Source organism: Pseudomonas sp. P2S-1, from assembly GCF_057197725.1.
On sequence record NZ_CM170068.1, the window covers coordinates 945,610 to 971,051 of the forward strand.

Sequence of the window (25,442 nt, forward strand, 5' to 3'; positions counted from 1 at the left end):
GTGGCTCTATTGGTAAAGGTGCAAATCCTCGCCAGAGTCCACCTCGCCCCATTCGCCGGTATAGGCGAACGCCCGCACCGGCACCCGTCCGGCATCCAGCACTTGCTGCAGGGTGCCGGTCATGTGCGCCTTGTCCCGTAGTTCCGGGGGCAGGGCGGCACGTAGCCGGGTGATTTCCGCCCAGCCTTCGGGGGTGAAGCGCAGCAGGCCCATGTACTGGCCCTGGACGTCGTCTACCGAGACCGGCTTGTTGCCGATCTCGGCCAGGTGGCCGGCAGGCGTCAGGCGGAAGGTCTCGGCATCGAGCAAGGGATCGCCGAAGCGCTCGGTCCACAGGGCCAGCCAGTTCGGGTCGTAGGTAATTGCCAGGGCGTCGCTACTGTCCATCAGCGAGCGCACCGCCGCCGGGCTGTAGAAGATGTCGGAGTAGCTGACGATGCAGGGTTCGTGCTGCAGCCAGGATTCGGCGCAGGCCAGGGACGAGACCATGTTGGTCTGTGCCCAGCGCGGGTTGTGGAACTCCAGCAGGCCCTGGTCCGCCAGCAATTCGCGTTTGTAGCCGGTGACGATGGCGATTTCGTCGATCCCCGCCTCGCGCAGCGCTGCAAGCTGCCACGCCAGCAATGTCTGGCCACGCAGCTCGACCATGCACTTGGGGCGTTCGTCGGTGAGGCTTTTCATGCGGCTGCCTCGTCCGGCAGCCAGGATAATGGCTTTCACAGCTGTTTCACCTCGTGAAATTCGAATGAGCGCAGGGTACGCCCGGGGATCTTCATTCGCCGAACAGGGCTCGCAGTCGGGCGAGGTCATGGACGGCGAACACCTGTTCCCGTTCGGGGTGCCACATCCAGCCTTCCCAGGGCAGGCTGCGGTGGCCGATGGCTTCGATTTCACCGTCTTCGCTGCGGGCCAGCACGTCGAAATCCTCCGGGCAATCGGCCAAGGCAAGGCCATGATAGCTGTTCACTTCGGCGACGATCCGGCCTGACAGCCGATGCCGGGTGCGGACATGGCCGCTCACCGGTTTCAGGCGGCTGCCGGCCCAGTGCCCGAGCATCTGCATGCCCCGGCAAATGCCGAGGACCGGCAGATGGTTGGCCCGGGCATGCTCGAGCAACCGGGCTTCGGTCATGTCTCGAGCCGGCTGCTCGCCAAGGTCATTGCCGCCCGACAGCACGATGGCCTGCGGTGCCAGGCGGTCGAGCCAGGTCTGCAGGGCATCCGCTGTTGCGGACAGGGTATTGGGTACCGGCACCGGCAGGAACCCGCCCGTCAGGAGGAAGTCCACCAAGCGCTGGTCGAGTGCGTCGCGGGTTTCGCCGCGCTCGGCAAGCACATCCACGCGCTGGCTGACCGCGACCACCTTCACGCCAGTACCTCCACCAGGCGCCCGGCGCAGTCCAGGTGCAGGCGTTGTGCTGCCGAGCAGCGGCGATAAAGGACTTCGCCGGTACCAATGACTGCCGGCAGGCCCAGTTCGCCCGCACGGATCGCCATATGCGAGTTGGCGCCGCCCCAGGCGGTGACCAGGCCGGCGATCGGGTAGGCGAACAACCAGTCGAATCCGGGATCGGCGTTGGGGATGCAGACAATCGCCCCGGCCAGCTTGTCCCGGTCATCACTGCCGACCACGTGCGCGGTCACCTGCTTCTGGGTGATGAAATTGGGCGCGGTTTCCGGCCATTCGAAGGACCAGATGTCTTCCGGACAGGTAATCACGGGGGGCAGCGACAGCCTGAGGGTCCGTTGGTAACGGTCCTTGCCCTGCTCGATGCTGTGCAACAGCAGCGCCTTGGGGTCCGTTGCCGCGACGTGCATTTCCTTCAGCGCATTGATGTCGCAATAGGCCATGTCTTCACGGCTGATACCGTGCTGGGCGCCTACTTCGGCAATCAGCGCCAGGGCGTCGGAGAGGTTGCGGGTGAAGTGGAACTTGGCCAGCTCGCGCAGTTCTATCCCGCTTTGCATGAAGTCCAGCAGGCCGACCGGGTCGGGCTGTAGCCCGTGTGCCTCCAGTTGCCGGACGATTTCGCGCATCTGCGGCAGGGTCAGCGAGAAGGGTTTGGCTGGCTCGGGCACGGCAGGGCGCTGGCTCCAGTCGAAATACTGCTCCGGCGCCTCGTCGTAGCGTGGCGAGAGGATGTCATAGGTGCCCGGACGCAGGTGGCCGTAGCGGGCCAGGAAGGTCGCCTTGTCCAGGGTGGCGCGATCCCGCGCCAACTGGCCACTGACGGTCGAGACACCGCCCATGAAACAGTCGTAGTCGGCCTGGGAGAACACCCCGACCGTGACCAGCGACTTGAGCATCTGCACCGCGACGAAGCCGGCCCGCGCCAGGCCAGCGAAGGGCAGGGTGCCATAGCGCTTGGCATCCTCCAGGAGCCAGTAGATGCGCTCCAGCGGATCGGCGTTGGACGCCAGCAGCTCTTCACGGCGTGCCTGGAGCGTTTCCAGCTTGGCGGCATCGGCCCGCCACAGCCCGTCCTTGGGATGGACGATGCGGTTGGTCAGGGTGCGCAGGCTGCTGCTGATGGCTTCCAGTTCGTGCGCCTGGAAACCGGCATCGGCCAGGCGCTCCAGGCGTTGCGCCAGGTCCAGGGTGTAGCAGGAGAACACCACCTCGAACTCCACCTTGTCGTGGAGGGCCGGTTCGGCCAGCAGCCGGTCGATGTAATGGTCGACCAGTCGCCCGGCCAGGCCCTCGTCGAGGTCCGCCGGGATGAACGAGTTGAACGACAGGCGCACATCGATATAGGGCAGCCCGAAGAAATGCGGCATCAACGGGAAGCTGCGCAGGTTGCGATAACCGTAGTTGTGACGCTGGTAGGCCCAGATCGAATCGGTCACCAGCTCACGATACAGCGAGAGGGCCAGGGGCTTGGGACGTACGCCGATGATCTCGGCGGGGTTCCAGTCCGGCATCACGCCATAGACAGTGCGCTGGCCCATCAGGAAAGGGTGCGGTTGCATGCCCCTGGCCACCTTGCGCTGGATGGTGTCCAGCCGGGCGGCCTGGTCCGCTTCGGGCTCTGCCGCCGCTGGCAGGATCAGCGGTCGTGCCTGCAGTAACCACAGGGTTTCACCCTCGGCTTCCCGGGTGACGGCGAACTCGCAATCGACCGGCATGGCGCCGAACAGCGCCAGCAACTCTTCCAGCAGCCCGACGATGGGCGCGAGGTGTGGCGGAGGCTGAACTTCGCTAAGCGCCGCCTGCTGCCACAAGCGTCCGCCCATGCCGCCGGTGACGGAGGCGGTGTCGCCGCCTTCGGACCAGTTGACCACCCGGTACGGCGCACAGGTATTCGGGTCGTGGGAAAAGGCCACGCCGGCGCGCAGCACATTCTGCAGCATCGGCTGGATCAGCACCTCGTCCGCCGGCTGTGCATCGCCGTAGCTGGCAATCACCTGTTCGATTGCGGACTCCAGGCCCGCCTCGTCGACATCGGCGAGCGACAGGAAGGCCCCGGCCCCCGAGGTGTGCGTACCGTCTTCACGCAGGCAACTGGAGCGCACGATCCAGGGAGCGTCGCCGAGTCGCCCACGGGTATCGCGCAAGCACGCTTGCCGCCCTGCCTGCCAGTCGCCCACGGTGAACGACAGCAGGGGCGCGATGCACGCCGAGCCGAGACGGCCCTGCAGGCTGGCCAGGGTTCCCGCCTTGGTGGAGAAATGCAGCGCCATCGGCGTTATCTCAGTTGGGCCACCCAGATATTGGTCGAGTACGGCACCTTGATCGACGGCGTGCCGAGGCTTTGCAGGTACTCGTCGATGGCACTGATTACCTCGGCGAATTTCGCCCCGGCCTGACGTTCGAGCGTCGCGTGGGAGCGCCAGGCTTCCAGGCACTCCGCGAGGGTCTGCTCGTGGGTGACACGGGCATCGAGATGCACCACCGGGCCGAACAGGCCGCTGGCGTCGATGACGGCGGTCTGGTCTTCGCGGCGGGTGCCGTAGCCATAGCCCTCGACACGTTCCTTGATGATGGCTTCGATCCGCGCCTGGATCGGATCATCGAGATGGCGATGGTTCCACATGCAGGCGAACCAGCCGCGGGGTTTGAGGATGCGTGCGGTTTCCTTGAGCGCCTGCTGGCGGTCGCAGACATTGAAGGAACTGCCGAAGGTGACCATGTCGAAGGCTTCGGCGGCCTGCCCGGTGGCCTCGCCGGTGCCTTCGTACCAGGCGACGTTGCCCAGGTCGGCGGTGCGCTTGATGCCATTGCCGCGCATGGCGTCGTTGGGTTCCACGGCCATGACGTCCAGGCCGCGCGCGGCCAGCATCAGGGTCAGGTGCGCCACGCCCGCGCCGACGTCGCAGAAACGGTCGCCTTGCTCGGCGCCGGCGATGGACAGCATAGCGTCGATTGCCGCATCGGCGTAGTCGGGACGCTTCAGGTAAGCGTCAGCCAGGATGGTGTAGTCCCATTCGGTTTTCATGCGGGTTTCCTTTGATTAAAACGGTGCAGCAAGTCGTCAGCCAACGTCCTTGCCGAGCGCTCGGGTTCGAATTCCACCACCCAGTCGGGGGCGTCCGGTTCATCTATCGGCAGGTCGAGCCCTGCGACGTTGTGCAACTCACCCGCGTCGAAGCGTTTATAGAGGTGTTTCGGGTCCCGGCGACGCAGTTCTTCCAGCGGCACCTTCAGGTAGATTTCGAAGTAGCCCGGCAGGTTCGCGCGGTTCCAGGCATGGACTTCGTGAAACAGCGAGATGGTGGCGATCACCACGGTATGCCCCTGGGCCGCGATGACGTGGCACAGGTGCGCGTAGCGCATGGCCAGGCTCAAGCGACCGTCCCGGCCGTAGTTGAGCGGCTGGTCGCTGGTGGTGCCGAACACCTCGCGCAGCTCATCCCCGTCCAGCAGGATGACCGGGCGACCCTGGCGCCTGAGCCCGTCGGCGAATTCCCGGGCCAGGGTGGATTTTCCCGCACCCGACAACCCGGTGATCCACACTACGTGTCCGGTGTTTTCAATGTTCATGCCGGCGCTGTCCATGCAAGGCTCATGAGTGACTCGCTGCAGGTGTCGTCGGGCCCTCGACGACTGCGCCGTCGGCTGCCATTTCAAAATAGCGGAACCTGGAGTCGTGCTGCATTTCCACGAGTTCCTGGAAGACTTCCTCGGGGTGCTGGAAGCCGCCGAATTCGGACTCATGGAACTTGCGGTAGATGGCGTAATGCTGATCCGGGGTCAGCAGCGAGAAGCCGTGCAGCAGCTCCTTGAGTTCCTCGCCGTTGCGGGCGATGGGCAGGTGGTTTTCCATCTGCTGCAACCAGGCGTTGACCACCGGATGGCTGGCGCTGTCGGCCGGCACGTAATAGACCGGCAGGCGGCAGGTATTGAGCATGAACGAAACACCGCCGCTCGAGGCGTCGGTGATGATCGTGTCGCAGCGCCGGTAGAAGTCGTCGCTGCGGCCCTTGGTTTCGTCAATCGTGATCCACGGGTAGCGCGCGAGCTGTTCGCACATCTCCTGGATGAAGGGATGTTCGAAGTCGGTCATGTACGGGCGCAGGAGAATGCTCGCGTGGGGCACCTGGGTCTTCACCGCATTGATGACCTCCACCATGTTCTCGAACAGCGACGCGCCGTCCGGGCAGATGCCTTTCTGCGTCGGGAGGATGCCGACGACGTAGCGGTCGGGGCTGCGCGGGAAGTCGGGTGGGGTGTCCAGGATCGCCGGGATCTTCACCGGCAGGGTGGAGATCGCACTGGTGCGGCGCAGGTCCGAGCGTAAGGTCGCGAACGGGAAGGGCAGGGACTCATGGCGCTCCTGCCGGTACAGTTGCATGCCGTTTTTCAGCAGGGCGAAGTACGAGCGGGAGGGTGCGACGATCGCATCGAACAGCGACACCAGGCTGGAGGTGTAGTGCCTGTCCCGGACTGGCATGCCGACGTTGCCGTGGGCGATGAACACCGCAAAGTTGGACTCGTCGATCGCCCGGCCGATGAAGGCATCGTTGGAGATGATGACTTGCGAGCGCAGGCCGACGATGAAGTCCACCTCGACGTCCTCGACCGGGTAGCCCAGCGCCTGTTCCGCTTCGGCCCGGCTCACGCCGGTGATCTTCGTATTGAGGACCCTGCACTCGTATCGGTGGCGGAGAGCGTTCAGGGCGGGCACCAGGTATTCCAGGTAGGTTTTCCCACCGTTCTGGACGTTGTTCAGCAGATAGACGGTTTTCATGGTGAGGGTCGCACTTCAAAAGCCTTCCTGGGCGTAATTGCTTCTTATCAGGTGGGGCGGGGTAGGAACGGGCGCACGGCGCATCCAGGCCACAACGCTGACAAAAAGCTTTGAGTACCAACGGCTTGTGACTTGGAGCTGGTGATTGGGCTGGAAAATCTCGTGAAGCTATCATGCGGGCCGGGAGACCCGCAACCGCGTGGCTGTCAGGGCGCTCCGCCACCCAGCAGGGCCAGTAGTGCGTCGGCATCCAGCTTGGCGCTTACTTCACCGCCTTCCAGCAGGCTGTCGGCCAGGTCCCGCTTGCGCGCGTGCAAGCCGACGATCTGCTCTTCGATGCTGTTTTCGGCGACCAGCCGGTAGATGGTCACCGGGCGCTGCTGACCGATGCGGTAGGCCCGGTCACTGGCCTGGTCTTCCACCGCCGGGTTCCACCACGGGTCCAGGTGGATCACATAGTCGGCGGCGGTCAGGTTCAGGCCGCTGCCGCCGGCCTTCAGGCTGATCAGGAAGATCTCGCCGATGCCCGCCTGGAAGGCATTCACCCGGTGCTCCCGCTCCTTGGCGGGGACGCTGCCGTCGAGGTACTGGTAGGCGATGCGCTTTTCATCGAGCAAGGTACGCACGATGCTCAGGTGATCGACGTACTGGCTGAACACCAGGGCTCTGTGTCCATTCTCCAGCAGTTCTTCGACCAAGGAGGTGAAGGCCTGGAGCTTGCTCCCCGGCAGGGTCGATTCCGGCATGACCAGGCTTGGGTGGCAGCAGAAACGGCGCAAGCGGGTGATTTCCGTGAGTATCCGGAATGACCTGGCGGCTCCCGGCGCCGAGTCGGAAACGTTGCTCACCGCTTCCTGGCGCAGGGCTTCGTAGAGGTGAGCTTCTTCCTCGGACAGCGGGACCTTGTAGGTAATCTCGGTGCGGGCAGGCAACTCGTCGAGCACCTGGCTCTTCAGGCGGCGCAGGATGAAGGGCTGGATCAGGGCCTTTAACGACCGCCGGGCTGCCGCATCGCCCTGCTCGATAGGGTTGGTGAAGCGCTTGGTGAAGCTTTCCTGGCTGCCGAGCAGGCTCGGGTTGATAAAGTGGAACAGGCTCCACAACTCGCCCAGGTGGTTTTCCAATGGCGTGCCGGTGGCGACTACACGGAAATCCGCCTGCAGCGCCATGACTGCCTGGGCCCGTTTGGTCTGGGCATTCTTGATGGCCTGGGCTTCGTCCAGCACGACGCTGTGCCAGTGGCGCGCGGCGAAGGCGGCGCTGTCCTGCTGCAGGAGGCCGTAGCTGGTGATGACCAGGTCGCCGGGGCCGAGGTCATCGAGGTTGCGCTCCTGATGGTACAGGCGCAGCTTCAACTGAGGAGCGAAGCGCCGGCTTTCCGCTTGCCAGTTAAGGGTGACCGACGTCGGCGCCACGACCAGTTGCGGACCCTCGGCGGCGCGCTGCAGCAGCAGGGCCAGGATCTGCACCGTCTTGCCCAGCCCCATGTCGTCGGCCAGGCAGGCACCGACACCCCATTGCGCCAGGCGCGACAACCAGATGAAGCCCTCATGCTGATAGGCGCGCAGATCGGCTTGCAGGGTACGCGGCAGTTGCGGCTGGTAATCGCGCAGCGATTGCAGCTTTTTCAGGAGTGTCTGCCAGTTTTTATCGGCCGTGAATTCGCCGACTTCTGCTGCCAGGCCGGCCAGTATCGGTGCGGTCAACGGGCTGAGGCGCAGGCCCTGGTCCGTGACCTTGTCAGCCAGGTGCGCCAGCTCATCCAAGCGCTTGCGCAAGGTATCGTCGAGCGCCAGCCAGTCGCGTTCGTCGAGCTTGAGGAAACGTCCGGGGCTGGCCTTGATCAGTTCCAGAAGCTGGCGCAGTTGCAGCACCTTGCCGTCATCGAACGCCACCTCGCCCTGCAGGACGAACCATTCGCCCTGTTTGCGCACGCCCAGCTTGAGTCCGTTCAGGTCCAGCCGGCCTTTGAGGCGCATACGTTCGCCTTCCGGCCACACGCAGTGCAACTGGTTGCCGTCCAGCGCCTGCAATTCGCCGAGTACCTGCAAGGCGTCCTGAGGCTGATCGAGTTGCCATTCCTGGCCATCGCTGTTGGCGGCGGCCAAGCCGGGGCAGGCCATCAGCACCTGTTGCAGGGCCTGGCGCTCGCCGGCCAGGTCACGGGATACCTGCAACGGCTTGCCATCGCGTTCGCCGAGTACGTTCTGGGCGCCGTGGCCCGGGCGGAACCAGCTGCTTTCGGCCAGGGGACGCACCAGCAATTGCAGGCGTAAGCCTTCGGCAAGTGGCAGCAAGTGGGCGTACAGGCGGGTATCGGCCTGTTCGTGGTCGACTTGTGCCGCCAGTTCGGGCAGGTCCGAATGGACAGGCACCAGCGGGGCGATAGCGCTGATGGCCTCAAGCAGTTGCGCCTTGCCTGACTGCGGTACGCTCAGGCCTTTGCCGATGATCCTGGCGATCTGGCGCAGGTCGGCGTTGACCGAAAATATCTGCAGGCGGGTGGGCGTCTGCCGGTCCAAGTAGTAGGTGTCGTCAGGGCCGATGCCCTGCGGTTCGAGGCGCAGTTGAATCTGCCCGTCTCCAGCTTCGAGGTGCAGGCTGGCGTGGCCGGACTCAAGCTCCAGGCGCACGTCCGTGGCGTCGTGCCAGAACAGCGCCGGATGGCCGACCAGCTTCTGCAGGGCTACACCAAAAGGCAACTGGTACTCGGCGTGGGAATAGTAGGACTGGCTTTCCTGGATCAGGCTGATCGCTTGCCGGTCCTGTTCACAGAGAAAGTCCAGGCTGTCGACCTCATCCATGAGGCGCCGAAGCGCGACCGGACGACCTTTGCTCCACTGTCCCTTGGCCCCCAATTTCTGCTCGCGCGGCTCAAGTTGGGTGGACCAGTGGTGGGGGTTCAAGAGCCAGGCCAGGCGAGAGCTCTTCTTGGCCGCGGGGCTGGCCGGCGCGCTGGTGGTCTTGAGCTGGCTCAGTGCATCGAGTGCGTGCTGCCAGGCTTCCCGGCGCTGGCGCAGCTCGAATAGTGGTTTCAGCCCTGTCTCCTGGTGCAGATCGGGCAGGTGCCGTGGCACACCGAATTGCGCACTGATCAAGGCATCGAACTCGGCGGCCAGCCAGGCGTAACCCCATTGATGGAGTTGGGTCCGGTAGTCCTGCAGCATCGTGCACCACGCCTGCTCCCGTGCGAACGGAGCATCCAGCCAGTACACGGCGAGAGCATGGAGCAGGCCATCAAGACCAACCGGTTCCCTGGCTCTCAGGTCAGACAGGTCCGGTGCATTGCCTTGCAGTCGCTCGTACAGTTTATTGAGGACGTAATAAGCTCCGCCGTAGTTTTCCTTGCCGCCGAGCACCAGCGCCTGCTTCAGCGCCGCGTGGTGCTGGCTGTCGTTTTCAGCGATAAGCGCCAGGCAGTGCAGGGCGTTTAGTAGTGGCGGCGGGTCGATCTTGCGCTTTTTGGTTTGCCTGCGCTGTTCGGTGAGCCAGCTGCGCAAGACCACCAGGGCCTCGTCGATCTCACCGTGCAGCATCAAATGCAGAAGCCCGACAGTCAGTGGGGCAAATTCGCCACACAGCTCCAGCGTTTCCCAGTCACCCCGCCACAGGGCTTGTTCCAGCAACTGCTGGCCCAGTGCCCGGGACGGGCGGTGCCCCATCTGGCCCAACGCCAGGTCGTAACTCGTGCTCATCGGGCCAGGCAGGCAGTTGCTCAGGCACAGATGATCTTCCAGCAGGACTTCGCGGACGTCCGGGCTCAGTTGGCCAAACACTTTCAGGCCGTCCGGGTCGGATTGCAGCAGTTGCATGGGGTGCTGGGGCGCCCAGTCATTCGTGCTGAACAATCTGCCCGTGTCGCGCAGGAAATACTCCACTCGCTCGCCGGTGCTGCCCAGCACGTTCAGCCAGAGCTCCTGCAGCGCCCTAGGCTTGCTGGGGGCTTGCCACTGGTTGAGTGCAGGCAGGCTGTCGTTGATCTGTTGCAGGCGCAGCATGCCGTCGGGGGCGTGCAGCAGGCTGAGCAGCACGCTGTTGCGGCGCTGTGCAGGGACGACTAAGTATTGTCCCTCCCTGCGCTGCTCCGTCTCGACCCAGCCCTGCGCCTGTAGCGATTCCAGCAAGACGGGCAATGTAGTGACGTCAAGCAGCTTGTCGCTTTCGTCACAGACGCCCATGGTTCGCAGGAGTTTGAGCAGCGAGGTTTTGCCCTTGCCGGGGAAGGAGAGCGCGAGGGTGTAGAGGAGGGCTCGGCTGTAGTCGGGCAGGGTGTTGGGGGAGAGGGAGTGGTGGGGCATCCTGGACCTCGGGGGGAGTGGTCGGGGGATTGTACGTCATGGCGGTAGTCCGCAAAGAGGGCAGGGCAGGCATTAAGAGACCTCAATCTTCACAGGCTATCGGGATCACCAAAGAACATTTGGGCATTCATATAAATCAAAAGGTTATGAATGGGGAATTGGTTTTGTACCCCCAGATGTACCCCTTTTAACAGCAGCTACGAGTGGACTTCAGTGGACGCAACGAGGGGGCGGTTTCAAACGTGCAATCCCTCACCCAGTCGCGCAGCTTATGCTTTGGGCCTGTCCCAGTCGCTACGCGTCGCAGCCGTCAGCGCATCCCAGTCATCAAGAGGGTTGCTGCGGCCCAGCATCTTCTCGAATACGGCGTAGGGATCGGATTTGATGCCTGCGGATCGTAAGGTATTTTCGTCGTTGACCCATGCATAGACGATGATCTTGGATTTTGAGTCGTAGCGAAAGAACAGCCGAAAGCTCCTGCCGATTTTTGCCCGCCGCCAGTGTCGGTAGGTGGTGCCCAGGGTGTTGCCTTGGTGCAACTCATCACGGCCCGGGTCGGCAGGCACAGCCTCTATGATCAGATGACTCAATGCCCGAAATAGCTTGACGTTGGCGTTGCTCTAAAAACTTTGCGAGTCGTTCTGCTCGGCTCGGGCGGCGGCTTCTTGCAGTTTGTGTAGCTGTAGAGTCACACCTTCATGGAAGAAAGGTGTCTAGCCATATCGCACCATCAGATCGCGACCTCGCCGTCGATATCTTCGTCCAGGTTTACAGGGTGGTTTGCGTTGGCGAGCATGGTTTGCGCCAAGCCTTCCGGTAGGGTGGTGAGGTTGCGGCCGCTTCGGAAATCAGCCTCCAGCAAACCCAGGAATGCACCGATGGCAGGGTCCTCGTGGGTGGTTTCTACGCGGCTGACTACGATTTCACCCCCGCGTACTTCGAATGCAATCTTGCCACCGGTGTCAATGCCCAGCAGCTGGCGAACGGATTTGGGCAGTGTGACTTGCCCCTTCGAGGTCAACGTGGCGATTTCGTGGATGGCAGGCATGAGCTTTCCCCCGGATATGTTGAATGAATAGTAAGGAACAATCTTCACTTGGTTCTTGGCTTTATACTGATCAAGCATAGGCGGGGCGAGGGCTCTGTAGCGCTTAAAGCACGACTTCGAATACAGGCAATGCATGTAAGCAGCAGCTAGGGCGGCTGCGCCTGGTGGAACTGAATCACCAGGCTTTCGCCGCCACGCTAGCCATAACGACTTTCTGGGCTGAGCAATTCTTTGATATTTGCCCTGCGCGGGGCTCCGATAACGGGGAGCGACTCTTTCAATGCAATTGAGAGGGCAGCGTCCCCGCAACCTGTGGTCAAACAGCGTGGGATCACCCCGTCAGCGATACCGTGGATAATCAGTGTAACCCTCTTCACCTCCTGCGTACTGACCACGCTCTGCCAGCGCGTTGAGCGGGGCGTTGTCGCGGATGCGCTCGGCCAGGTCAGGGTTGGCCATAAAGTATCGCCCGAAGCCCACTAGCGGCACGCGTCCTTCGCGGACCAGTGTCTGCGCTCGTGGAATATCGAGCCCGCCGTTGGCGATCAGGGCGCCTTCAAAGTTGCCCTCGAAAATCTCCAGTATCCGCTCCAGATCGGGGGCGCCGAACCAGCCGTTGACGTCGGCGATATGGATGTAACCTACCCCCTTGTCCTGCAACATCCGTCCGACCCAGGCATAGGTGTCGGCGGCGAAGTCGTCGTTGGCGTTGTTGTAGGTGGTGAAGGGCGAGAGGCGTACGCCCACCCGATTGAGCGGCATCTCTTCGGCAACGGCGTCGATGATCTCTTCGAGAAAGCGCGCCCGGTTGGCGATGGAGCCGCCGTATTCGTCGGTGCGGTGATTGACCCGCGCCGACAGGAACTGATGCGGCAGGTAGCCGTTGGCAGCATGAATCTCGACCCCGTCGAAACCGGCAGCGATCGCATTGCGTGCCGCTTCGCGGTACTCGGCGATGGTGCCCCGGACTTCGTCCAGGGTCATGGCCCGTGACGGCGTTGCGCTGATGCGCACGTAGTTGTGGTTGTGCAGCAGTGCCCAGACGTGGAGGTGGTCGACGTCGTCGTTGAAGCCTGACGGCGACAGCGGTTCGGCCCAGTTCAGGGTGCCCATGGCACCAATGCGTCCGCCATGCCAGAGCTGGGCGAAGATTCGTCCGCCGGCGTGGTGGACGCGCTGGGTCACTTGTTTCCAACCCTCGACCTGCCCGGCGGTGTACAGGCCGGGAGCGCGCTCGAACGGGCAGGATAGCGGGCTGACGTTGGTAGCCTCGGACACCAGCAGGCCGGCGGACGCCCGCTGCCCGTAGTACTCGGCCATCAGCGCGGTCGGCACGCCCTCGGCAGTGGCGCGGGCACGGGTCAGGGGCGACATGATGAGGCGGTTGGGCAACTCCAGGTCGCCCAGGCGGTAGCGTTCAAGTAATGCAGTCATGGTGGTCTCTCAGAATTCGCCGTCGAGGACGGCATCGAGTCGGTCGATGGCCCAGTTGCCGTTCGTGCGCGAGAGTCGGGCGTGGTACTCGCCGGTGGTCGCCAGTACCGGTTGCGCGCCCGGCAGGATGGAATAGCAGGTCAGCAACGCCTTGAGCTCCGCCTGCTCAGGGGTGAGGCTGAGGAACATCGGGGTGGTGATCACATGGCGGCGCCGGTCGGGCTGGCTTGCATGGATCGCCGACAGCCCGGCGACGATGGCCGCGCGGCCCGTCCAGGGGCCCCAGCCGCTGGTGGAGTTGCTGACAACGCCACCTGTGGTCGCGTCTTCGGCGAAGGCTGCGCCCATCAGTTCCATGTCGAAGCTGTCATAGCCCCACCCATAGCGGTGCAGGGTGTCGAGAACGGCTTGCGCCTGGCTCCAGTCGAATCCGTCGTTTGAGGTGTTCATGGGGTGAGTTCCTTGGGTCGGAAGAGGGGCTCAGAACGCGCTGTCCAGCACTTCGTCGAGGCGATCGAGGCGCCAGCCGTCGTTGCCGTGGCGAGCGCTCAAGCTGTATTCGCCGACGGTGACCAGGTGCGGCGGCCTGCCGTTGGCGTAGGAGAAGATGTTGACGTAGACCCGTGCGCTGGCTTGGCTAGCGTCGAGTTGCTCGAAGACGCAGGTGTCGATGACATGGCGGCGTCGGTCGGGCTGCGAGTCGCGAATTGCCGAGAGGGCCTCGACGATGGCCGCTTTGCCGTGCCAAGTGCCCCACGACAGGTTGGTGTCGGCGACGATGCCGCCGCTGCTGGCCTGTTCGGTGAAGACACTGCCCAGCAGGGCCATGTCGTTGCTGTCATAGCCCCAGCAGTATTCGTGTAGGCGTTGCAGGATTTCGTGCCGAGCGGCTTGTTGTTGCAAGTCGTTGAACATCGGGGTGCTCCGGTTATCAGTGGCCACGGACATAAGGCCCCGTCGCGCGGGCGTAGGTGGGGATCGCCAGCGCTGGCTCGACACCGGCACGGCGGGCCACGTCCAGCAGCCAGAACGGGTTGCGCAGCAGCTCGCGACCGATATAGATCAGATCGGCGGCGCCGGAAAACAGGATGGACTCGGCCAGCTCGCTGGAGGTGATCGAGCCGTTGCAGCCGACCGCAATGCAGACCTGCTCGCGGATGCGGGCGGCGTAGGGCACCTGGTAGCCCGGTACGATTTCGCCCTCGAAGGTGGGCGACAGGCCGCCGGCGGAGATGCCCAGCAGGTCGACGCCCAATGCCTTGAGCTTCACCGCCAGACGCTCGGTGACTTCCACATGGTTGCCGCCAGGGCCAGCCTTGTCTTCGGCCGACAGGCGCACGATCAGGGGCCGGTCCTGCGGCCAGACCTGCCTGACGACCTCGACGATTTCCAGCAGCAGGCGGCTGCGATTCTCCTCGGAGCCGCCGTAGCGGTCTGTCCGGTGGTTGCTTAACGGCGAGAGGAATTCGTGGAGCAGGTAGCCGTGGGCGGCATGGATTTCCAGGCAGTCGAAACCGGTGTCGATGGCCCGCTCGGCGGCGCGGGCGAATGCCTGCACGATCGTTTCGATCTGGGCGAGCGTCAGCGCTTCGGGGGTGCGTTGTTGTTCACTGTGGGGCAGCGCTGAAGGCGCGACGATCGTGCCTTGCACCATCGATTTGCGCCCGGCGTGGGCCAGTTGCAGCGTGCTGTGCGCGCCGCAGGTCCGGATCATCTGCGCCAGCCGTGCGAGGCCGGCGATCTGCACATCCTCCCAGAGCCCCAGGTCGGTATGGCTGATGCGACCTTGTGGCAATACCGCCACCACTTCCGAGGTAATCAGGCCGACCCCGCCCAGCGCCCGGGCAGCGTAGTGGGCCAGGTGCAGGTCGTTGACCTTGCCGTCCTCCTGGCCCGCGTACATCAGCATCGGCGCCATGACGATGCGGTTTTTCAAGGTGACCCCGCGCAGGGTCAGTGGCTGGAATATCTGGCTCATGCTGGACCTCTAGGCCGACGCTTGCTGTGGCACGACGGCGGTTTGCTGACGAATGAACTCGGCGGCGCGCTCGGCGATCATGATCGTCGGCGCCGCGGTGTTGCCGCGCACGATGGTCGGCATGATCGAGGCGTCCGCGACCCGCAGGCCCTGGATGCCGTGGACCCGCAACTGGGTGTCCACCACGGCCTCGGCGCCGTCGCCCATCGCGCAGGTGCCGACGGGGTGCAGCGCCGTACCGGTGCGGGCACGCACATAGGCTTCCAGTTCGGCATCGCTGTCACCGACGCTCGGACCTGGCAGCGACTCGCCCTTGAGCAGCGTCGCCAGTGCCGGCGCCGCCATGATCTTGCGGGCGAGGCGGATGCCTTTGACCAGGTTGTCCACGTCCTCCTGGGCCCCCAGGTAGTTACCGAGTACGCGTGGCATGTCGTCGGGATCGGCACTGCGCAGGCGCACCTGCCCGCGTGAATGGCAGGTGTTACAAAGTGGTGCGAGGGAGAAACGGTGGACCTGGGGAATCGGATCGCCCCAGCCGCAGGAGGACGCCGCCAGTGCGTTGAGCTGGATCTCCGAGCGGCCATCGCCGTCGGTGTCGAAAAAGGCGCCGCACTCGACGATGTTCGAGGTCAGCACGCCGCTGCGAAACAGCATCCATTGCAGGCCATTGGAGACCGCGCGCCAGCCACGATCCTGCCCCATCAAGCTGATGGGTTGCTTGAGATCGGCATCCACCGGGACCAGCACATGGTCCTGGTAATTTTCGCCGACGCCGGGCAGGTCCACGACCGGCTCGATGCCGTGCTCGCGCAGGTGCGCGGCGGGGCCGATGCCGGAGAGCATGAGCAACTTGGGCGACATGAAGGCGCCTGCCGAGAGAATGACTTCCCGCGCGGCACTCACCTCCCGTGCCTGGCCGTCCTGGCGAACGCGAACACCGGTGGCGCGGGTGCCGTCGAGCAGCACCTTGAGCACGGCCGCGTCGGTCCAGACCGTCAGGTTGGGGCGTTTCTGCGCCTTCTCGATGTAGGCGATGTAGCTGCTGCTGCGCTCGCCGCGATAGCTCATGGTCTGGTAGAAGCCCACGCCCGCCTGTTTGTCGCCGTTGAAGTCGTGGTTGAACGCGGCGGGCAGACCCGGTGCGCCGGCCGCTTGCTGTGCGGCCACGACGAAGGCATCACTGAGCGGATGGCGGTGGACACCGTCCGATACTCGCAGGGGCCCTTCGGTGCCGTGGTATTTGCCGGCAAGGCGGCTGTTGTGCTCCGCGCGTTTGAAGAACGGCAGCACCTCGTCATAGCTCCAGCCGGTGCAGCCGGCCGCTGCCCAGCCGTCGTAGTCCTCTTTCTGTCCACGGCTGTAGCACATGGCGTTGATGGCGGTGCCGCCGCCGAGGGTCTTGCCTTGCAGCAGCGGCATTTGCCGGCCATTGGCACCGGGCGTCGGCTCGCTCTTGAAGAGGTAGGTGCGTGCGGTACCGTGGATCTTGAAGTAGCCCCCCGCCATCTTGATCAATGGATGACGTGCGTGAGGGCCGGCTTCGAGCAGCAGTACACGGTTGGCGGGGTCTTCGCTGAGCCGGGCAGCGACCACGCAACCCGCCGCACCACCTCCCACCACGATGTAGTCGAAACTGTTCTGGCCGGCAGGACCATTGGCAATGTGCATATCGAAAACGCCTTGTTGTTTTTGTGCTTGCTCACAGGCTACGAAGGCCGCTGTTGTCACGCTTGGTTCGGCGCGCCAGCGATTGGATCGGGCGCGCCAATCGACGAATGGAAGCGGCAGGCGCGTTGACGGCAAAAAGGGCGGTAGTTAACTTGTTAATAAAATAACGACAAATCACCGATCGCGAGGCCGCAGACCATGTTCAATGCCTTCAACACGTCCTCGATTGACCAGCTCCAGCGCCTTGCCTACTGGACCGAAGCCATCTGTGAGACCTTCCTGGCAGTCGATTGCCGGCAGCAGCCTGGCAGTGATTTCCACGGTGAAATGAAGGGGTGTCACCTGGGCGGGCTGGACCTGATCGACGTGGTTTCCCCGCCGATGGAATACCGCCGTGAGCTTTCCCAATTGAAATTGCACCACGAGGAGCACTTTCAGCTGGTGTTGCAAGTCTGCGGCACCGGCCTGTTGCAGCAGCACGGCCGGCAAGCGGTGATGCTGCCTGGCGACGTGGCGCTCTACACCGCGACGGCGCCGTCTTCCATCGCCTATCCGGGCGGTTCCAGAACGATCGCGGTGAAGATTCCACGGGCCAGCGTGCTCAGCCGTATTGCCTGTGACGAGCAGGCGCTGGCCCTGTCGCTGAAGGCCAGCTCGCCGTTCGGCGCGATGCTCGGCAGCATGATGCGCGAGTCGCTGGCCTGGAGCCTGGAGAGGGGCGGCGCCGATGATGCACGCCTGCCCAGTGGCATGCTCGACGTCATGTGCTTCGCCTTCGAGAACGCGGCGGGCCTGAGCGCCGGCAGCCCACGCCGGAGTCCGCTGGAGCAGATCAAGCGCTACATGCACACGCACCTGGGCGATCCGGAGTTGTCGCTGGGCGAGGTGGCCAGCAAGCACAACGTCTCCTTGCGCACGCTCAATCGGCTGTTCGCCGCCGAAGGGCTCAGCGCCAACCGCTGGCTCTGGCAGCAACGGCTCGAAGCCAGCTACAAGGCATTGACCGGGAAAAGCGTCCGGCAAGTCAGCGAGGCCGCGCTGGACTGTGGCTTCAACGACTTGTCCCACTTCAGCCGCACCTTCAAGAAAGCCTACGGGGTCACGCCCAACCAATTGCTGCGCCAGTAGGCGCGACACTGGCGCGAGCAGGCCAAACACTGGCGCCACCGTCCAAGTCAGGGCGGGGCGCGAAAACCTAGCATGTCATCGACCGCTTCCAACAAATACAACAGCGATACGGTGATGACATGAGTACCCAGGCTTACGACTACATAGTCGTTGGTGGCGGCGCAGGTGGCTGTGTAATGGCTGCGCGCCTCAGTGAAGATTCCCGCAACAACGTGCTGCTCGTCGAAGAAGGGCCTGACGACCAGAACCTGTTCATCCGCATGAATGGCGGCTACTTCAGGATGATGGGCAGCGAGCGCACCCGCACTTACCACGCCGAGCCGTGCGCCCATGTGGCGGGGCGGCCGATCCAGATCATGCAGGCCAAAACCCTCGGTGGCGGGCATTCGATCAACGCCATGCTCTATGTCCGTGGCCAGCGCGAGGACTACGATGGCTGGGCAGCTGCCGGCTGCGACGGCTGGTCGTTCGACGAGGTGTTGCCGTACTTTCGCAAGGCCGAGGGCAATCGACGTTTCGCGGGGCCGCTGCATGGCAACGACGGTCCGCTGGTGGTGTCCGACAACCCTCATCGCGATGCACTCAGCGAAGCCTTCGTGAAGGCCGCCCAGGAGACTCGTGACGATGACGGCAATCTGTTCGGCTACAACGACGACTTCAACGGCGAACGGCAGCATGGCTTCGGCTACTACCAGATCACCAGCCAGCGCGGCGAGCGGGGCAGTTCGGCCCGCACCTACCTGAAGGCGGCGCAACACCGCTCCAACCTGACCGTCCAGACCAGCGCACGGGTGTCGCGCGTGGTGATCGAGGGCGCGCGGGCAACCGGTATCGTCGTCCGTCGCGGGGGCAAGGAGCAGGTCATCCGCGCGCGCCGGGAGGTGATCCTGTGCGCCGGCACCCTGGTCACGCCCAAGTTGCTGATGCTGTCCGGCATCGGGCCGGCGGCGCATCTGCGCGAGCATGGCATCGAGCCGCAAGTGGACTTGCCCGGCGTGGGCGAGAACTTCCAGGACCACCTGGTTGCACCGGTAGACGGCAAGCTCAAGGCCCCGATCAGCCTGTTGGGCCAGGACAAAGGCCTGAATGCCCTGCGTCACGGCCTGGAGTGGAGTCTTTTCCGTAGCGGCATTCTCAGCTCCTGCCTGGTGGAGGCAGGCGGCTTCATGGACCTGGACGGCGATGGTCGTCCCGAAGTCCAGATTCACACCCTGGCGATGGCCTCCACCGCCTGGGGCAAGCTGGCGGACGGCGAACCGTCCCACGGTTACTCCGTTGCGCCGTGCTGCCTGACCAGCCACTCCCGAGGGCAGATTCGCCTGCGCAGCCGGGACCCCGAAGACGCGCCGCTGATCAATGCCAACTTCCTCAGCGATCCGCGCGATGTGCGCAACCTGATGAATGGCGTGCGGGTCGCCCGGCGTTTTCTGCGGGCACCGTCGCTGGCGCGCTTCGTCGACGGCGAGCTGATGCCGGGCAGGGCAGTGGGGGATGACGACGCGTCGCTGGAAGCCTACGTGCGCGGCCATGCGCAGAACGCGTTTCACCCGGTCGGCACCTGCGCGATGGGCACAGGGCCCGATGCGGTGGTCGATCCGCAGTTGCGGGTGCGGGGCATCGACGGTTTGCGGATCGCCGACGCCTCCGTGATGCCGGTGATCGTGCGCGGCAACACCACGGCGCCGACGGTGATGATCGCCGAGCGCGCGGCGGCGTTCATCCGCGAGGCCCAGGTGCGTTGATCGGCGGGCTTTGCGGGCGCGGGCTTGACCACGATCAGTTGGTGAATTCACCGCTGTAATGGTGGCTGAAGCCGCTCCCACAGCGTCCGTTCCGGCACGACAGACACTAATCGAGGAATTTCATCACCGACCAGCACGCCTTGCCAACCGCTTCGATCCAGACAGATAAAAACAACAACCTGCATTCACCGCATCGCGTCGGTGAAGGAGCACAGCATCATGCAAAAAACACCTGCGGGCCTGCCCGCCTACCTGCAAGGCATCCCCGTCACGCGGATTTTCATTGCCGCCTTCATCACCCAGTTCTGCATGGGCTTCGAGGTGCTGCTGCGGCTCAATGCCGCTAGTTCGATCAAGCATGACTTTTTCGATGCCACCAACCCGCTGACTTCCGGCGCCATGATCGGCGAAGTGCTGGGGGTGCTGTTCCTAGGCTTTGCCATCGCCAACTTCTTCATGGCCCCGCTGGTGGACGCCATCGGCCTGCGCCGCACCCACGTGCTGAGCATCCTGGTGTACCTGGTGGGTACGTTCACGGTGACGTCGGCGTCTCCCGAGTCCCCCTGGGCCTATCAGTTGCTGTGGGGCGGTTCGCTACTCCAGGGCCTGGCCTGGGGCTCCATCGAGGCAGCGCTCAATCCGCTGGTGGTATCGATCTATCCGACGCGAAAGGTGCACAGGCTCAACCTGTTCCATGCTGCGTTCGCGCTGGGCATGCTGGTCGCAGCGCCGGCCTGTGTGATGGTGGAAAAGCTTGCGCTGGGCTGGAAGCCTCAACTGGTGCTGGTCGCGATTCCGGCGACGCTGGCGCTGGTGATGATCGCCCAGGTCAAGTATCCGCCCAGCGAGCGGGTAGCCCAGGGCGTGTCGTTCTCCGGCATGTTCCGCCACACCCTGACCCGGCCGGCGTTCTATCTGTTCCTGTGCGCGATGTTCCTCACGTCGGCCACGGAGCTGGTGCCCAGTAGCTGGATCGACCTTACCCTGACCCGCATCGTGGGCATCCAGGGCTTCTGGCTGGTGGCGTTCATCTATACGGTGCAGATCGTCGTGCGGCTGTTCACGGGGGTGATGTACCGCCACATCGGTTCCAGCGGCATTCTGTTCTTCGGCTGCCTGTTCTCCTTCGTTGGGCTTGCGCTGCTCAGCCAGGCGACGAGCCCGGGGTCGGGCTTGTTCGCCGCCTTGCTGTTCGGGATGGGCACCAGTGTGCTGTGGCCGACCATGCTGGCGAGCACCTCGGAGCGCTTTCCGCAGGGCGGGTCGCTGGCGATCGGCATCACCGCTTCCGCCGGAATGCTCTCCACCTACGTGCTGATGCCGGCGTTCGGCAAGCTGTTCGACCAGGCCAAGATCGCCAGTGCGGGCGGCAGCGCGGCGTTCGAAGCGCTCAAGGAGGGGACGGCGGCGCATAACCAGGTCATGGTCGATGCGGCGGGATCGATCTTCCACACGGCGTCCTTCCTGCCGCTGGTCGTCGTGGTGTTCTTCGCCGGCGCCTGGCTGTACGACCACCGGCGCAAACGCAGCGCCTCGGCGCGCGCCACCTTCGCTTCCGGCCAGGCCGAGACCTGACGCCCGGCGCACTACCTCAGATCGTTCATTCATTTGCCCGGAAGGTTGGCACTGCGGTGCCCGCCAGGGCGACGGCTTACCTCAAAAACAATAAAAGTGCCCTATGACCAAGACGTTCCTCCAGATCTCCACGCTCGCGCTGTCGCTGTCCCTGTCCATTCACGCCCAGGCCGCTGGCGACGCCATGGCCCGGGACTACATCGCCGCCCCGGCGGGCGTGGACCTCGCCGTCGGTTACTACACCCACAAGCAGGCCAACACCTATGTTGCCAATGGCAAGGACATCGGCGCGGACTTCTCGTCCGACCTGCTGGTGGCCCGCTACGTCCACTTCATGGAAGTCGGCGGCATGATCATCGACCCGCAGATCATCCTGCCCATGGGCCAGTTGAACGTGAACCTGCCCGGCGCCGTGGATGACCGGCGCAGCAGCATGGGCGACATGATCCTGCTCAGCTCGTTCTGGTTCGTGAACGACCCGGCCAACAAGACCTGGATCGCCTTCACGCCCTACGTCACGGTGCCCACCGGCAACTACAACGACGAACGTCCCGGCACCAGCCTGGGCAGCAACCGCTGGAGCTACACCGCCGAGTTCGGCATGACCAAGGGCTTTGGCGAGAACACCACCCTCGACCTGATTGCCGCGGTCGATTTCTTCGGCCGCAACGACGACTACTTCGGCCAGACCCAGAAGAAAGACAAGGTCTGGAGCGCCCAGGCCATCTACGCCTACAACCTTACCCCGACGCTCTGGGCCTCGGCCAAGTACACCTGGGCCAGCGGCGGCGAGACGGAGTTGGGCGAGGTCAGCCAGAACGACAAGTCGAAGGTCCAGACCCTGGCCTTCGGGCTCGCCAAGCAGGTGACCCGGCAGGACCAGGTGCAGGTCGAGTACATCCAGGACATCAAGGTGGATAACGCTTTCGAAACCCGAGGCGCCAGGGTTCGATTCGTTCACGCCTTCTGACCGCTGCAAGGCGCCCCCGCCAGCCGGCGGCGTCTTGCATTCCGATCTACCTGTTGGAGAGTGCAGCCATGTTTACCGTCGCCTTCATGTTCCGCCGCAAGCCGGGCCTCAGCCGTGAAACCTTCGACGCCTTGTACGAAGCCCACCGCGAGGTCATGACCCGCGAGTCTCGCGGGCTGGTCAGCTATGTGCAGTACCCGACCCGCGCCGTCGCCGATGTCGGCGGCATTGTCTGCAACGCCGGCGCCACGACCTACGACGCGCTGTCGATCTACACCTACCATTGCGAAGCGGATGCGGTGTTTACTACCCAGCGGGTCGCGGTCGTCGAGGACAGTGAGCGCTTCATCGATTTCTCCAGCATGGTGACCCTGGCCGTGAACGCGCACACCGTCGTCGAGGCGTGAGGCGCCTCAAGGCCGCAGCAGGATGCTGCCCGTCGCTTCACGAGAGGCGAGGCGTGCATAGGCACTCGCGTGTTCTTCGATCGAGTAGCTGCTGTCGATGACCGGTCGCAGCAGCCCTTTGCCGATGAAGCCGCGAATCGCCGCAAAGGCCGCCGCCACATCGGCGTCCGTTTCCAGCCAGGCGTCATAGCCGAGGATGCGTTTTTCCTCGATCACCACATCCGTGACGTCAATGCGGGCCGAGGTACCGCCCACGAAGCCGATCGACACCAGTGCCCCGCGGGTGCGCAATGCGCCAACCAGATGCCCCAACAGTTCGCCACCCACCGGATCGAAGGCCAGGTCCGCGCCCTTGCCGTCGGTAATTGCCAACACCCTTTCCTTCAGCGGCTGCGTGGCGAGGTCGATGACCTCGACCGCCCCGGAGCGCCGGGCGAATTCCACTTTCCGGCTACTGGAAACGACACCGATGGGCACCGCGCCCAATGCCAGGGCGGTCTGGATCAGTGCGTGGCCCAGCGCTCCCGAGGCGCCCGAGACCAATACCCGCTGGCCCGCGACCACCTGGCCGACGCGCGTCAGTGCCTGATACGCGGTGACGTAATTGATGGGCAGCGCCGCGCCCTCGTCGAGGTCGAGCTGCTGCGGCAGTTCGATCAAGCGCTTGTCTTCCACGACCACCCATTGTTGTTGCAGGCCGTCTTCGCTGATGCCCAGCTGGGCGCCGCCGTACAGGGCGACTCGCGTACCGCGTGCGAAGGTCGTGCTGGCTTCGACGGTGCCCGCGCCATCATTGCTCAACACCCGCGGTGCTCGCGCGGCCGCAACGATGCCCGAGCGTACCTGATGGGAGAGCGGGTTGACGGTCGCGGCGTGGATATTTACAAGGCTGTGGCCGGGTTTGAGCGTGGGCATGGGGCGATCTTCGATCGCCATTTCGGGGTGTGTGCCGAAGCGGGTCGCTACGAGTGCTTTCATGGTTCAGATCCAGGCAGGTGAAAACAGCAAAGCGCTCGCGGATCAACCCGAGAGCGCTCGAAGGGAAGGGTGAGGTAGGGGATCAGCCCTGCGGGTTACCGAGCAGCGGCAGTTTCGCCAGCATGTTCTTCATCGCCAGGGCATCCCACGGCAGGTGCTCGGCAATGCCGATGCCCACCACATCGACGACCCCGGCGACATCGGTCAGCAGGCGAATGACCTGGTCCAGGCTCATCTTCCCTTGGGCCACACCGTCGTAGGTGTCGGGGGCGATGTTGGGCTCGGCGAACAGCAACGAACGGAACAGGGTTGGGTCCAGTACATCGAGGTCGAGGTGGATGGCCAGACGCTTGGCGCCCGTCTCGCGCAGCCATTGCAGGACTGGCTCGCTGGTGGTGGCCAGTTCGGCAGGCCCTGCGCTGCGCAGGCCAAGGCGCTGCAAGGTCGCGGTTTCCACCGCCAGGGTTTGCTGCAACCCGGCGTACATGACGTTCGACGGTTTCAGCGGCACCGGCACGGTGTCGGCAAAGTCGCGGTCGCCTTCGCCCAGCAGGTTGCCCAGCACCATGGCGTGAGCATGGCGGAAATCGTCCGGGGTCATGACGTCCGGGTGAGCATCGACCCACAGCACCGCCAGGTCCCCGTCATAGCGCTCGTTCAGGTAGGCGAAGGGTGCCAGGTCCACGAGGCAGTCGCCGCCCAGCACGACGAGGCGGTCAGGTTGGTGTTTGTCGATCAGTTGGCGGGCGCCGCGCAGTTGCCGGAGCAACGCCGCGCGCCCAACGATGCCGTCTTCAAGGGGCAGCGGCTGGCCGTCGGGTTCGATCACCGGTACTTCCTCGACCGGCCCCTGGGCGGCAGGCGCCAGCCAGGCGAGCAGTTGTGCGCCGAAGAAGTAGGGTGGGTTGTTGCCGCCCTGCCATTGGGGAAACAGCAGGCGCAGGGTTTTGTCGTGGGCAGTGCTCATCAAGTCACCATCGGTTTGGGGGTTAACGGTTCGTCAGGCGGGGCTTGCCTGCACCGCCTTGCGCGTCTCGCGGGCTTCGGCGGCAATGATCGACAGGGTCACGAGAATCAGGGCGAGCGCATCGCTGAGGTGCATTCGCTCGCCGTAGAACAGGATCGAAAAGAAGCTGGCGGCGATCGGGATGACTGCAATCGCCATCCCTGTCGCACTTGCGGGGATGCGCGGCACGCCTTTGAAATAAAGCAGGTAAGGCACCGCCCAGACCAGGGCGCCGTAATAGAGCATCACCAGGCCGTTGCTCAGGCCCAGTTGAGGCCAGTCGAAGCTCAGCCCTTGGTCCACGGCCATCGGCAGGGTGAACAGGGTGCCGGCCAGGCAGACGCCGGCCGCCAGCGTCGCGGGCGGAAGATCGACATCGATCTTCTTCGCGGCGACGACCGCGCCGGCGGTGGACAGCGTCGACAGCAGCAGGAACACCACGCCGGCCAGGGTGGTATGGCCACTGTCGTCGGAGGCGGGCAGGGTCAGCACCAGCACCCCGGCGATGGCCAGGAGGATCGCCAGGACTTTTCGGGCGCTCAGCCTTTCCTTGAGCACCAGCGAGGCGAGGGTGAGCACGGCGGCCGGCGCCAGGCTGCTGAACACCGACGCGACAATCGCCGTGGCCGAGGCGAAGCCGTAGAGCAGGAACACCGTGTAGAGCACCGCCCCCAGCAGCGCCTGCGTGCAGATCGCCAGCCAGGCGCGCAGGCCGAGGCGGTGCAGGGCGAGCTTGTCGCCAAAATGAACGAAGGGCATGAGCAGCGTGAAGGCGATGGCGAAGGTGATGCAGGTGAACAGCCAGATCGGAATCTGGGTCATGGCGTCCTTGGCAATGGGGTAGCTGATGCCGATAAGGAGATAGCAAAGCAATACGTAGACGTAGCCTCGGTTCATGGTCGGACCTCGATTGTTGGTGTTATGGCAGCTACGAAAGGAATACGACCCCGCCCCGGCGAGTGCTGGTTTTTATGGGAGGTACAGGCGCGGGCACGGGCAGTTCATGCTGCGCCGTGAAGGAG

General features: G+C 64.2%; 21 protein-coding genes and 1 pseudogene. 5 read left to right on the forward strand and 17 right to left on the reverse strand.

Going from position 1 to position 25,442, the window contains the following annotated elements:
- Window positions 1-6 precede the first annotated feature (6 nt).
- From AC2CQI_RS04380 to AC2CQI_RS04445, 14 genes and pseudogenes are all read right to left on the reverse strand, one after another.
- Window positions 7-681 carry a phosphocholine cytidylyltransferase family protein gene (locus AC2CQI_RS04380; protein ID WP_484579304.1) on the reverse strand — a complete coding sequence of 225 codons (675 nt, stop codon included), beginning with the start codon at window positions 679-681 and terminating at the stop codon, window positions 7-9.
- A 91-nt stretch (window positions 682-772) separates the two neighbouring features.
- A complete protein-coding gene (locus AC2CQI_RS04385; RefSeq protein ID WP_484579305.1) occupies window positions 773-1,369 on the reverse strand; it encodes a gamma-glutamyl-gamma-aminobutyrate hydrolase family protein in 597 nt (198 codons plus the stop codon).
- On the reverse strand, window positions 1,366-3,681 hold the full coding sequence (locus AC2CQI_RS04390) for a PEP-utilizing enzyme (protein ID WP_484579306.1): 2,316 nt from the start codon (window positions 3,679-3,681) through the stop codon (window positions 1,366-1,368). The genes AC2CQI_RS04385 and AC2CQI_RS04390 overlap by 4 nt, the downstream gene beginning before the upstream one ends.
- A gap of 5 nt (window positions 3,682-3,686) precedes the next feature.
- Complete coding sequence (locus AC2CQI_RS04395) at window positions 3,687-4,436, reverse strand: class I SAM-dependent methyltransferase (RefSeq protein WP_484579307.1); 750 nt, start codon at window positions 4,434-4,436, stop codon at window positions 3,687-3,689.
- Complete coding sequence (locus tag AC2CQI_RS04400; protein ID WP_075803206.1) at window positions 4,433-4,981, reverse strand: adenylyl-sulfate kinase; 549 nt, start codon at window positions 4,979-4,981, stop codon at window positions 4,433-4,435. Before AC2CQI_RS04400 ends, AC2CQI_RS04395 begins: the two co-directional genes overlap by 4 nt.
- Window positions 4,982-5,003: 22 nt before the next feature.
- On the reverse strand, window positions 5,004-6,188 hold the full coding sequence (locus AC2CQI_RS04405; RefSeq protein WP_484579308.1) for a hypothetical protein: 1,185 nt from the start codon (window positions 6,186-6,188) through the stop codon (window positions 5,004-5,006).
- 206 nt (window positions 6,189-6,394) lie between these two features.
- Window positions 6,395-10,486, reverse strand: a complete 4,092-nt coding sequence (locus AC2CQI_RS04410; protein ID WP_484579309.1) for an SNF2-related protein — start codon at window positions 10,484-10,486, stop codon at window positions 6,395-6,397.
- Between the two features lie 269 nt (window positions 10,487-10,755).
- A pseudogene (locus tag AC2CQI_RS04415) lies at window positions 10,756-11,178 on the reverse strand (type II toxin-antitoxin system YhaV family toxin).
- 38 nt (window positions 11,179-11,216) lie between these two features.
- The gene (locus AC2CQI_RS04420) at window positions 11,217-11,534 is read right to left on the reverse strand and encodes a type II toxin-antitoxin system PrlF family antitoxin (protein ID WP_075803150.1); all 318 of its coding nucleotides are present in this window, start codon (window positions 11,532-11,534) and stop codon (window positions 11,217-11,219) included.
- Window positions 11,535-11,873: 339 nt separating this feature from the next.
- A complete protein-coding gene (locus AC2CQI_RS04425) occupies window positions 11,874-12,968 on the reverse strand; it encodes an alkene reductase (RefSeq protein ID WP_484579310.1) in 1,095 nt (364 codons plus the stop codon).
- A 9-nt stretch (window positions 12,969-12,977) separates the two neighbouring features.
- The gene (locus tag AC2CQI_RS04430; RefSeq protein WP_075803148.1) at window positions 12,978-13,418 is read right to left on the reverse strand and encodes a nuclear transport factor 2 family protein; all 441 of its coding nucleotides are present in this window, start codon (window positions 13,416-13,418) and stop codon (window positions 12,978-12,980) included.
- A 30-nt stretch (window positions 13,419-13,448) separates the two neighbouring features.
- Window positions 13,449-13,883, reverse strand: a complete 435-nt coding sequence (locus AC2CQI_RS04435; RefSeq protein WP_075803147.1) for a nuclear transport factor 2 family protein — start codon at window positions 13,881-13,883, stop codon at window positions 13,449-13,451.
- Between the two features lie 16 nt (window positions 13,884-13,899).
- Window positions 13,900-14,946 carry an NADH:flavin oxidoreductase/NADH oxidase gene (locus AC2CQI_RS04440; protein ID WP_075803146.1) on the reverse strand — a complete coding sequence of 349 codons (1,047 nt, stop codon included), beginning with the start codon at window positions 14,944-14,946 and terminating at the stop codon, window positions 13,900-13,902.
- Between the two features lie 9 nt (window positions 14,947-14,955).
- Complete coding sequence (locus tag AC2CQI_RS04445; RefSeq protein ID WP_075803145.1) at window positions 14,956-16,614, reverse strand: GMC family oxidoreductase; 1,659 nt, start codon at window positions 16,612-16,614, stop codon at window positions 14,956-14,958.
- A 198-nt stretch (window positions 16,615-16,812) separates the two neighbouring features.
- Between AC2CQI_RS04445 and AC2CQI_RS04450 the strand changes: the two genes are divergently transcribed.
- The 5 genes from AC2CQI_RS04450 to AC2CQI_RS04470 all read left to right on the forward strand — a co-directional run bounded on the left by AC2CQI_RS04450 (window position 16,813) and on the right by AC2CQI_RS04470 (window position 22,436).
- Window positions 16,813-17,742 carry a helix-turn-helix domain-containing protein gene (locus AC2CQI_RS04450; RefSeq protein WP_075803144.1) on the forward strand — a complete coding sequence of 310 codons (930 nt, stop codon included), beginning with the start codon at window positions 16,813-16,815 and terminating at the stop codon, window positions 17,740-17,742.
- Window positions 17,743-17,861: 119 nt separating this feature from the next.
- Entirely contained in the window at window positions 17,862-19,484 is a 1,623-nt protein-coding gene (locus AC2CQI_RS04455; RefSeq protein WP_484579311.1) for a GMC family oxidoreductase, read from the forward strand.
- Window positions 19,485-19,703: 219 nt separating this feature from the next.
- Window positions 19,704-21,059, forward strand: a complete 1,356-nt coding sequence (locus AC2CQI_RS04460) for an MFS transporter (protein WP_484579312.1) — start codon at window positions 19,704-19,706, stop codon at window positions 21,057-21,059.
- 103 nt (window positions 21,060-21,162) lie between these two features.
- Window positions 21,163-22,029: a transporter gene (locus tag AC2CQI_RS04465; RefSeq protein WP_075803141.1), complete on the forward strand. Its 867-nt coding sequence runs from the start codon at window positions 21,163-21,165 to the stop codon at window positions 22,027-22,029.
- A gap of 68 nt (window positions 22,030-22,097) precedes the next feature.
- Window positions 22,098-22,436, forward strand: coding sequence for an EthD domain-containing protein (locus tag AC2CQI_RS04470; protein WP_075803140.1), 339 nt, complete (start codon window positions 22,098-22,100; stop codon window positions 22,434-22,436).
- Between the two features lie 6 nt (window positions 22,437-22,442).
- Here the strand turns inward: AC2CQI_RS04470 and AC2CQI_RS04475 are convergent, their stop codons facing one another.
- From AC2CQI_RS04475 to AC2CQI_RS04485, 3 genes are all read right to left on the reverse strand, one after another.
- Window positions 22,443-23,414, reverse strand: a complete 972-nt coding sequence (locus AC2CQI_RS04475) for a quinone oxidoreductase family protein (RefSeq protein ID WP_484579313.1) — start codon at window positions 23,412-23,414, stop codon at window positions 22,443-22,445.
- A gap of 82 nt (window positions 23,415-23,496) precedes the next feature.
- Window positions 23,497-24,381: an arginase family protein gene (locus AC2CQI_RS04480; protein WP_484579314.1), complete on the reverse strand. Its 885-nt coding sequence runs from the start codon at window positions 24,379-24,381 to the stop codon at window positions 23,497-23,499.
- Between the two features lie 33 nt (window positions 24,382-24,414).
- Entirely contained in the window at window positions 24,415-25,317 is a 903-nt protein-coding gene (locus AC2CQI_RS04485) for a DMT family transporter (protein ID WP_075803137.1), read from the reverse strand.
- Window positions 25,318-25,442 lie beyond the last annotated feature (125 nt).

Excerpts from the sequence above, each read along its gene's own strand:
- AC2CQI_RS04395 (WP_484579307.1), bottom strand. The coding sequence starts at position 4,436 with ATGAAAACCGAATGGGACTACACCATCCTGGCTGACGCTTACCTGAAG.
- AC2CQI_RS04410 (WP_484579309.1), bottom strand. The coding sequence starts at position 10,486 with ATGCCCCACCACTCCCTCTCCCCCAACACCCTGCCCGACTACAGCCGA.
- AC2CQI_RS04405 (WP_484579308.1), bottom strand. The coding sequence starts at position 6,188 with ATGAAAACCGTCTATCTGCTGAACAACGTCCAGAACGGTGGGAAAACC.
- AC2CQI_RS04430 (WP_075803148.1), bottom strand. The coding sequence starts at position 13,418 with ATGAACACCTCAAACGACGGATTCGACTGGAGCCAGGCGCAAGCCGTT.
- AC2CQI_RS04455 (WP_484579311.1), top strand. The coding sequence starts at position 17,862 with ATGAGTACCCAGGCTTACGACTACATAGTCGTTGGTGGCGGCGCAGGT.
- AC2CQI_RS04380 (WP_484579304.1), bottom strand. The coding sequence starts at position 681 with ATGAAAAGCCTCACCGACGAACGCCCCAAGTGCATGGTCGAGCTGCGT.
- AC2CQI_RS04475 (WP_484579313.1), bottom strand. The coding sequence starts at position 23,414 with ATGAAAGCACTCGTAGCGACCCGCTTCGGCACACACCCCGAAATGGCG.
- AC2CQI_RS04400 (WP_075803206.1), bottom strand. The coding sequence starts at position 4,981 with ATGAACATTGAAAACACCGGACACGTAGTGTGGATCACCGGGTTGTCG.
- AC2CQI_RS04470 (WP_075803140.1), top strand. The coding sequence starts at position 22,098 with ATGTTTACCGTCGCCTTCATGTTCCGCCGCAAGCCGGGCCTCAGCCGT.
- AC2CQI_RS04485 (WP_075803137.1), bottom strand. The coding sequence starts at position 25,317 with ATGAACCGAGGCTACGTCTACGTATTGCTTTGCTATCTCCTTATCGGC.
- AC2CQI_RS04465 (WP_075803141.1), top strand. The coding sequence starts at position 21,163 with ATGACCAAGACGTTCCTCCAGATCTCCACGCTCGCGCTGTCGCTGTCC.
- AC2CQI_RS04420 (WP_075803150.1), bottom strand. The coding sequence starts at position 11,534 with ATGCCTGCCATCCACGAAATCGCCACGTTGACCTCGAAGGGGCAAGTC.
- AC2CQI_RS04445 (WP_075803145.1), bottom strand. The coding sequence starts at position 16,614 with ATGCACATTGCCAATGGTCCTGCCGGCCAGAACAGTTTCGACTACATC.
- AC2CQI_RS04460 (WP_484579312.1), top strand. The coding sequence starts at position 19,704 with ATGCAAAAAACACCTGCGGGCCTGCCCGCCTACCTGCAAGGCATCCCC.
- AC2CQI_RS04480 (WP_484579314.1), bottom strand. The coding sequence starts at position 24,381 with ATGAGCACTGCCCACGACAAAACCCTGCGCCTGCTGTTTCCCCAATGG.
- AC2CQI_RS04390 (WP_484579306.1), bottom strand. The coding sequence starts at position 3,681 with ATGGCGCTGCATTTCTCCACCAAGGCGGGAACCCTGGCCAGCCTGCAG.
- AC2CQI_RS04440 (WP_075803146.1), bottom strand. The coding sequence starts at position 14,946 with ATGAGCCAGATATTCCAGCCACTGACCCTGCGCGGGGTCACCTTGAAA.
- AC2CQI_RS04435 (WP_075803147.1), bottom strand. The coding sequence starts at position 13,883 with ATGTTCAACGACTTGCAACAACAAGCCGCTCGGCACGAAATCCTGCAA.
- AC2CQI_RS04450 (WP_075803144.1), top strand. The coding sequence starts at position 16,813 with ATGTTCAATGCCTTCAACACGTCCTCGATTGACCAGCTCCAGCGCCTT.
- AC2CQI_RS04425 (WP_484579310.1), bottom strand. The coding sequence starts at position 12,968 with ATGACTGCATTACTTGAACGCTACCGCCTGGGCGACCTGGAGTTGCCC.